Here is an 8567-nt window from a genome sequence, read left to right as displayed (position 1 = left end):
AAAAAAAATGGCGGAGAGAGTGGGATTCGAACCCACGGTGCACTCACATGCACGCCGGTTTTCAAGACCGGTGCCTTAAACCAACTCGACCATCTCTCCGTGTCATTTACATATATAATTATATCAATGCTATCATAATGTGTCAACTATTTTTTTATATATTTTATAACTTATGTATTTTTATTTATAAATCTATGACTTATCTAAGTCCATTAACTTTAATCCTTACTGCCTTTATGAATTTTCTCCATATCATTAGTAATATAAATACCTTTAAGCCTTAGCTAAGACTTAAAGGTATTTAAGATGTTTTTATTAGCTATATCCTTATAAATATACCTAAAAAAGTTATAAGAATTATTAAAATCTATCTAACCCTTAAGTAATCTAATATATTATGGATATACATATTGTATTAAATTATAATTTTACATCACAACTAGACTTAATCTTATTTATCTTTTCTTTATAATCTCAGTTCCCATATAAGGTACTAAAACCTCTGGTATAGTTATAGTTCCGTCTTCATTTTGGAAGTTCTCAAGTACAGCTGCCACTGTTCTACCTATAGCTACTCCTGATCCATTTATAGTGTGTACAAACTTTGGCTTATCCTTTGGATTTTCCTTATATCTTATATTTGTTCTTCTCGCTTGGAAATCTTCAAAATTACTACAGCTTGATATTTCTACATATCTGTTGTAACTTGGCATCCATACCTCTATATCGTACTTAAAGGCCGCTGTAAACCCTAAATCTCCCTTACATATCTTAACTACTCTATATGGAAGTCCAAGTCCCTTTAAAACAGATTCAGCGTCATTTACAAGTTTTTCAAGCTCATTGTATGAGTCCTCTGGTTTAACAAACTTTACAAGTTCTACCTTATTAAATTGATGTTGTCTTATAAGTCCTCTTGTATCACGTCCAGCTGATCCAGCTTCTGCTCTAAAACAAGCACTATAAGCAACATGCTTTATTGGAAGAGATTCACCGCTTAATATTTCGTCTCTGTACATATTAGTAACTGGAACCTCTGCTGTTGGTATTAAGAAGTAGTCATTATTATTTTCAAGTTTAAATGCATCATCTTCAAACTTAGGTAATTGACCTGTTCCAGTCATAGAAGTTCTATTAGCTATAAATGGAACAAATACTTCTTCATATCCATTTTCTCTTGTATGAGTATTTAAATAATAGTTTATTATAGATCTTTCTAAAGTAGCTCCTAAGCCCTTATATACAGTAAATCTAGATCCTGTTATCTTTCCGCCTCTTTCAAAGTCTAATATATCTAGACTTGTTCCAAGATCCCAATGAGCCTTAGTTTCAAAGTCAAACTTAATAGGTTCTAAAGACGTCCTTACTTCAACATTATCTTCATCTGTATCACCCTTAGGTACTTCCTTGTTTGGTACATTAGGAATTGTAAACATTAATTCTTTGATTTTTTCATCTATTTCAGATAACTTTATATCAAAGTTTTTAATGTCTTCACCTATTTTTTTCATTTCTTCCATTATAGACGCTACATTTTCTCCTGATTTTTTAAGCTTTGGAATCTCACTAGATACTTGATTTTTCTTAGCTTTTAATGCTTCAACTTCAACTAATATGCTTCTTCTCTCATCATCTAATTTTAGAACTTCATCTAGTTGATTTAAATCAAAATCTTCTCCTCTATCCTCCATTAGAATCTTTATTTCTTCTAAGTTGTTTCTTAATCTTTTAATATCTAACATATATATTCCTCCTTAAGATTTTTATAAATTTAAGTATTTTATGGTGTAGCTTTATTAGCTTTATTTATTTGTAAATAAAAAAAGAGCCAGTTCATCCCTATAAGGGACGAATTGGCTCCGCGTTACCACCCTAATTAATTAAAATAATACTGCTATTATTCTAATTCTCTTAATATATTAACGATTTTATCGTACTGCTTAATCACAGTCCCTCCGAGGTGGATTCTTAAGACATAAGTGTTAGTTCTCACCTACCACTAACTCTCTTTAAACTTACTATCCTAATACTAGCCTCTTCAACAGTTTTATATATATTCAATTTTATTATCATACATTATATTATACACTAAGTTTAGTGTCAACACAAAGTTTATACTATAAATTATACTTCTAACATCTAAATAAATTAGATTTTCACGTGCAAGGTTAAAATCATTATTCCAATTAATATATAGTTCCTTTAAGCTTATCTATAGGGTTTTAATATAAGTCCTTCACTTATACATTAAAGATGTCATTGACTTGCCTTGCTTTAGCCAGATGGATAAATTAACTTTAAAACTTAAAACCCTATTAAACAGGTTTTAATATATAATTAACTAAACCCTTTTATCTCTTTCTATAGTTCTACAGCTTATTATATCCACCCCTGTATTTAAGATATTTTTGCAAATTATATCCCCTAAGCTTATAGGTGGTCCTACATATATTCTACTAAGAGCCTTAGAACACTCTATCCATAAAGATCTATCTATCTCTTGAGAACTTTTTACAGGTAGCACCTTATGCTTTTCAGATCCTTTTATTCTTATTATAGTTGTAAATATCTCTTTGTCTTCCTTACTTTTAAATTTTCCATATTCTAAACCCACTTCACATTCATTTCCATATATATCTATATCATCTTTATCTTTATATATATGAATTACGCAGCTCTTATGACACCCTTCACATATAGAAGCCTTGTACATTCAAACCCTCCCCTTATACTTCATCAAATTCTTTTATTCTAGACTTTATCATCTTAGAGTTTTTAGAATCTTTTACGATATCAGTAAGTTTCTTATTAGTTTCTCTAGCCAAAATAGAAATTATTCTACTTAAACAATATGATCCTTGACAACTTCCAAATGTAACCCCTGTTCTTCTTTTTATTCCTTCAACAGTTCTAGCTCCTAATGGCCTTCTTATGCTATCTATTATCTCAGCTTCAGTTACTTGATTACATAGACATATTATATTTGCATATCTAGGATCTATTTTTATAAGCTCATTTCTATCTTCATTATTCATTTCCTTAAACCTATAAAAATCTCTTCTTTTATCTATAAAATTCTTTTTCTCAGTACACTTTAAATTATTAATAACTGTTTCACATACCATATTGGCTATAGCTGGTGTTATAGTTACTTCACTAAAGTTTTTTCCTGTTATTTTTATATATCCTCTTTTCTCTATATCTGAATCCTCTACCATTATCATATCATTGTATATGTAATCATGATAAATGTTATTTACACCCTCTAAATTTATTTCGCTAATAACTTCTGATATCCTATCTACTCCATCATTTACATGTACCTTTTCTTTTCCACTTACTGCAGTTATTGTATTTCCTGTTAGTGATGGTATAGCATAAAATTTATTCTTGTTCTCTCCTGTAGAATATATAATATGATTGAAATGCTCTTTATACTCTTTTTCCAAAACAAAATAAGTTATCTTTTCTTGTTCTTTAACTCCATCTATGGCCTCTTCTATATCATAACTTTCATAAGGAGTTGTATTTATGACTATTTTACTTGTAAACTTATTTTTACTTGTTGTAACCTTAAGTCCTTTACTAGACTTTTGAATATCTAGGACCTCTTCTTCTAATCTGAAATTAACACCATTATCAAAGGCTATTTCTGCATAAGCTAATGCTAAATCATAAGGACATATAACTCCTGTATTATTTGAATATATAGCCATCTTTGCTTTTGATTTTATATTTGGTTCTAATTCTTTAATTTTATCGGAACCTATTAATTCTATTCCATTTATACCTCTTTTCACAGCTCTATTGTATATCTTCTTTATATTTTCAACTTGTTTATCATCTTCTGCTATAATTAAAGATCCTATTCTCTTGAATGGTATATCAAATTTGTCACTAAGCTTGTCAATAATCCCATTACCTATTACCTCAAGCTTTGCCATAAGGTCATCATCTGCTTCTATCCCATCATATACTATAGCTGTATTAATAAATGCTATATCATCTGCTATATCATAATCCTTTTCTATTAAGGCTATATTTAAATTATACTTAGATAACTCATAAGCTACAGCACACCCTATAAGTCCTCCACCCAATATAAGAATATCATAATCCATGAGGTATTCATCCTCCTTTTCACTTCTTAATCATCACTTCTGTAATAAATTTTATCATATTAAGGATTGTAATAAAATAATTAGTAAATATATATCTTAGAATTTATTAATATACTTAATTATTATATTTATACTTCATTAAATTTAGGTATAAAATCTGTAATTATAACTTCCATTAAGCTATGAACTAACATAAGTTAAGGCTTTATACAACTTAGCCTTATCTTAAGTAATAATTACACTATTATTTAAATTTATAAATTACATCTATACTAATATTTATCTATTAAAACAATTTAAGCTACTTATACAATAAAATTAGGCACATGAAAATTGTGCCTAATTTTATTTTTAATTTATACTTATTAACTATTAAAGTTTATTTTATATTGCTAAGAATATCTCCAAGTTCTTTAATATATTCACCATACTTTGCCCAATCTCCATTTTTCTGTGCATCTATTGCTTTATTATAAAGATCCTTAGCCTTATTTACAGCGTCTGTATTTATATTACTTTTACTATCTTTATCTTCTTCATTTTTGGGTTTATTATCCTTTGATATCCCTCCACTAAATAAAGCATTTAATGCCTTTTCTACATTTTCCTCTATTACTACCTTATCTCCATTGTACATTATAACTCTCTTCATTTCAGGTATACCACTGGAATTGTTGGCTACAATATATAAAGGTTCTACATATAATAAAGAGTTATTTATAGGTATTATTACAGTTTCCCCTAATATTACATCAGAGTTATTTGATTGCCAAAGCTTTATTTCCTTTGATATATAATCATCCTGTCTTATTGTATTATTAAATAACATTGGACTATATATAGTTTTCTGTGGTGGAAATTTAAATAGTGTAAGCTTTCCATACTCATCACCATCCATTTTAGCAGATAATATAGATACCATGTTTTGTTTACTCTTCATATTGAAGTAATCAAGCATTACCATTTCAGTTTTATCTTCTCCTGGAAGCCTTGTTACTATATAAGGTATTTCACCTGAGGTATCTTCATCTTCTTTTACAGTGCTATCTGTAAGGTTTAATCCATTCTTAGATACTTGCCATAAGTCTTCTCCATTGAAGAATATATATGGATCTGTCATATGGTACTTTTCTAATACCTTACTTTGCAGCTTAAATAATTCTTGTGGATATTTAAAATGTTCTTTAAATCCTTCTGGCATCTCAGAAACATCTTTAAATAGGCCTTTAAATATGTCCGCATAACACTTAATTAATGGATCATTGTTATCTATAATATAATAATCTACAGTACCATCATATGCATCTATAATTACCTTTACAGAGTTCCTTATATAATTTACATCTTTATAAGGCTCTGAGAATGGGAATTTATTAGATGTTGTATATGCATCTATCATCCAGTACATCTTTCCATTATTTATAACTGTATAAGGATCTTTATCATACTCTAAGAAAGGGGCTATAGTCTTTACTCTATCCATTATATTTCTATTCATTAACATTCTACTATCTTTATTAATATCCTTAGACAATAAGATATTAATATCTTTTTCCTTTAAAGCAAAAAGAACTCTATTTATCCAATTAAGCTTTACCCCATCTTCACCATCATACTTATTAGTTTGATTTTCTCCACCCTTAGGTGCATCAAACTCCTCTGTATCTGTATTTGTTATAGCATAATAATTAGTATTTTCTCCAAAATATATTCTTGGATTATCCAACTTAATATCTGTACTATTTTCTGGTGGTATGTCTTTTATAATAAAATCTGGTTGTCCTTGTGATGTTACAGAGTTAACCTTATTCATTACCATACCAAATCCATGAGTATATTTTAAATGTCTATTTATCCAAGTATTTGGCTCTATAGCATCTGTGTTAATTTCTCTAGGTGCTAAAAATACTTGATTATATTGACCATTTATTTTATATCTATCTACATCTAAATCATTAAAATTATAGTAATATCTTATAACTTGAACCTGATTATAAAAATTTAATGTTGGTTTAACAGAATTTATTTTTATATTATCAAATATATCTTTATTATTTTTTATATCTTCTTTTGTTAAGTCATTTTTCACATTAAATGGCTTTTCCTCAATAGAATCTATGTTAAAAGCCTTTCTTGTTAAATTTATATTATGCTGTATATAAGGTTTCTCTAAATCCATTTCATTGGCTTTTACAACTAATCTTTGAACTGCTATTGCTGCTACATTCTCTAACACTACAAGTCCTATAATTACTCCTATAGATATAAATACGGGCTTAAACTTATGCTTTCTTACATTAATGAAAACTAATATAGCAAAAATTATTGATACAATAGTAATTAATCTATAGAAAAGCAATGTCACCCTTATATCTGTGTAACTAGCACCAAAAGCTATTCCTCTTGGACTATAAACAAGATAATACGCCTTTAAAATATAACTTCCTGCTATTAAAATAAGCATTATAGAGAATAAAATAGCAAGTTGTTTTCCTGCTAAATTAGTAAATTTACTTCTCATATATTTAATCTTAGACTCATTGCTAGTAAAGTTAATTCCTAATGCCTTATCTTTTAATAATAATACAGCATAAGTTACTACTGTAATTACTATAAGTATAAGAATTATTGAAGTTATAGCATTTAATATAGATTGTATTAATGGAAGCTTAAATATATAAAAAGATACATCTTTATTAAATATAGGATCCTTTACATCAAAGGTTTTTGAATTAGTAAACTGAAGTATCCTACTCCAATATTTATCTGCTGTGCTATAAGATATAAAAAAGGATATAATAATGTTTAATATCCAAAACACATTCTTTTCTAACTTGCGTTTAGATTTATTAATTTCATATATTCCTTGTTCACTTATAAAATTCTTCCTTAAGCTCTTATAATATATCCATATTCCTATAATACTTATAATAAATAAAGGAAGCATAAATTTTATTACCGCCTTTAATTTAGTAAAGTATATTGAAAGATATCCAAGGCTGTTAAACCATTGAATATTAAGAGCAAATTTAGCAATACTATTTATAAATAATAAGATACCTAGTACAACCAGTATTAGTATTACAATATAATTTTTTCTCTTCATTACTTCACCCCATAATAAATTATTTAGTCAGAGATTAAAAATCCCTTTTCGCCTAATTCTTTCTCAATTTTATTTAATATCTCTTCACTTTCTGCACTTATAGTATGTAAATGAATCCCACCAGTTAATACAGATAAGGGAGCTATTTCTGCGTTATTAAATTCATTAGTAAAGTTATCTATATCCTCTAACGTTTTAAGCATCATCATTGCCTTTATCTCACCATAAAAAGGATGTTCTATGATCACATCTTCAATTATTCCGCCATATTTTATTATACTTTCAAGCTCACTTCTTATGTCTTGTTTTTCATGACTACTAACTATTATCCTTCTAAATAAATTATTTTTCCTATTCATAACATATCCTTCTGGAGTTGCTATTATATCATTGCCTTCTGCTCTTAGTATAGCTATATCCTTTACAATAACTTGCCTGGTGACTTCAAAATCTTCTGCAAATTTGCATCCCTTTATAGGATGTTGACTTTGATTTAAAGAACGTATTATATCTAATCTTCTTTCTTTTGAATTCATATTATTATTCCCCCTAACTTATATCATCTACTTCTCTTAATATATTAAGCATAATATCTCTACTATATCCCTCACTATGATGATACCTTATAGTTTTTACAAAATCCTCATCATATCCTTTTTTCTTCAAAAGATCCGCTCCTATGTGAGCATGATTATAATATACATATATCTTATTAATATTAGTGTACTTTTTTATCTTACCTTTAGTAAGCTTATTGGCTAAAACTAAAATTGACCTGTCTATAACCGTAAGGTCCCCTCCTATTTTACCAACATCATGAAGTAAACATATTCTCATAAATTTATTTTCATCTACATTAGTGATTAACTCATTAATTTTATTTTTAGCATTCTTAGCTACTCTTATAACATGATGTTGCTCTGCTTTTTTTAGTTGGTAAAATAAAACTTTATCCTCATCATATAAGTATCTATCTACAAATTCTCTATCTATAGATTTAAATTTTGAAGTTATATCCCAATAAAATTGTTTTATTCTTTGAAACATATTCTACTACCTTCTTAGAAATAATATTTGTTGAAACTAATATTATTTTAATATTAATTCTCTTAACTCTCAATAAACAAATTGTTAATCTTAAAAATAAATAAAAAAGACATGAACTTAATGTTCATGTCTTTTGGTGGAGATAAAGAGATTCGAACTCTTGACCCCCTGCGTGCAAGGCAGGTGCTCTCCCAACTGAGCTATACCCCCATTTATGGTGGACCTTCAGGGACTCGAACCCCGGACCTACCGGTTATGAGCCGGTTGCTCTAACCAACTGAGCTAAAGATCCT

At 28.2% G+C, this 8567-nt stretch carries 6 protein-coding genes, 3 tRNA genes and 1 other annotated feature; all 9 genes read right to left on the bottom strand.

Features of this window, described 5'->3' with window-relative positions; translation table 11 throughout:
* Positions 1-8: 8 nt before the first annotated feature.
* The 9 genes from BR69_RS0113095 to BR69_RS0113055 all read right to left on the bottom strand — a co-directional run bounded on the left by BR69_RS0113095 (position 9) and on the right by BR69_RS0113055 (position 8566).
* Positions 9-99: transfer RNA gene (locus BR69_RS0113095), tRNA-Ser, on the bottom strand.
* A gap of 356 nt (positions 100-455) precedes the next feature.
* Positions 456-1742, bottom strand: coding sequence for a serine--tRNA ligase (gene serS, locus BR69_RS0113090; protein WP_027633585.1), 1287 nt, complete (start codon positions 1740-1742; stop codon positions 456-458).
* A gap of 99 nt (positions 1743-1841) precedes the next feature.
* Positions 1842-2051: a binding site (T-box leader), on the bottom strand.
* Between the two features lie 290 nt (positions 2052-2341).
* Positions 2342-2713, bottom strand: coding sequence for a DUF1667 domain-containing protein (locus tag BR69_RS0113085; RefSeq protein WP_027633584.1), 372 nt, complete (start codon positions 2711-2713; stop codon positions 2342-2344).
* A gap of 13 nt (positions 2714-2726) precedes the next feature.
* Positions 2727-4121 (bottom strand): NAD(P)/FAD-dependent oxidoreductase, encoded by a 1395-nt coding sequence (locus BR69_RS0113080; RefSeq protein ID WP_027633583.1) that lies wholly within the window; start codon positions 4119-4121, stop codon positions 2727-2729.
* A gap of 379 nt (positions 4122-4500) precedes the next feature.
* Positions 4501-7227, bottom strand: a complete 2727-nt coding sequence (locus tag BR69_RS0113075; protein WP_027633582.1) for a UPF0182 family membrane protein — start codon at positions 7225-7227, stop codon at positions 4501-4503.
* Between the two features lie 23 nt (positions 7228-7250).
* A complete protein-coding gene (locus tag BR69_RS0113070) occupies positions 7251-7763 on the bottom strand; it encodes a transcription repressor NadR (RefSeq protein WP_027633581.1) in 513 nt (170 codons plus the stop codon).
* Positions 7764-7776: 13 nt separating this feature from the next.
* Positions 7777-8274: an HD domain-containing protein gene (locus BR69_RS0113065; RefSeq protein ID WP_027633580.1), complete on the bottom strand. Its 498-nt coding sequence runs from the start codon at positions 8272-8274 to the stop codon at positions 7777-7779.
* 134 nt (positions 8275-8408) lie between these two features.
* Positions 8409-8484, bottom strand: a tRNA-Ala gene (locus BR69_RS0113060).
* A 5-nt stretch (positions 8485-8489) separates the two neighbouring features.
* Positions 8490-8566: transfer RNA gene (locus BR69_RS0113055), tRNA-Ile, on the bottom strand.
* Between the last annotated feature and the right edge of the window lies 1 nt (position 8567).

The sequence above is a fragment of the Clostridium hydrogeniformans DSM 21757 genome, from assembly GCF_000686705.1.
Lineage (GTDB): Bacteria > Bacillota > Clostridia > Clostridiales > Clostridiaceae > Clostridium_Z > Clostridium_Z hydrogeniformans.
This window is presented reverse-complemented; position numbering and strand designations above follow the sequence as displayed.

What these genes read in the sequence shown, in the direction of transcription:
- BR69_RS0113065 (WP_027633580.1), bottom strand. Translation starts at nt 8,274, where the DNA reads ATGTTTCAAAGAATAAAACAATTTTATTGGGATATAACTTCAAAATTT.
- BR69_RS0113070 (WP_027633581.1), bottom strand. Translation starts at nt 7,763, where the DNA reads ATGAATTCAAAAGAAAGAAGATTAGATATAATACGTTCTTTAAATCAA.
- BR69_RS0113080 (WP_027633583.1), bottom strand. Translation starts at nt 4,121, where the DNA reads ATGGATTATGATATTCTTATATTGGGTGGAGGACTTATAGGGTGTGCT.
- BR69_RS0113085 (WP_027633584.1), bottom strand. Translation starts at nt 2,713, where the DNA reads ATGTACAAGGCTTCTATATGTGAAGGGTGTCATAAGAGCTGCGTAATT.
- serS (WP_027633585.1), bottom strand. Translation starts at nt 1,742, where the DNA reads ATGTTAGATATTAAAAGATTAAGAAACAACTTAGAAGAAATAAAGATT.
- BR69_RS0113075 (WP_027633582.1), bottom strand. Translation starts at nt 7,227, where the DNA reads ATGAAGAGAAAAAATTATATTGTAATACTAATACTGGTTGTACTAGGT.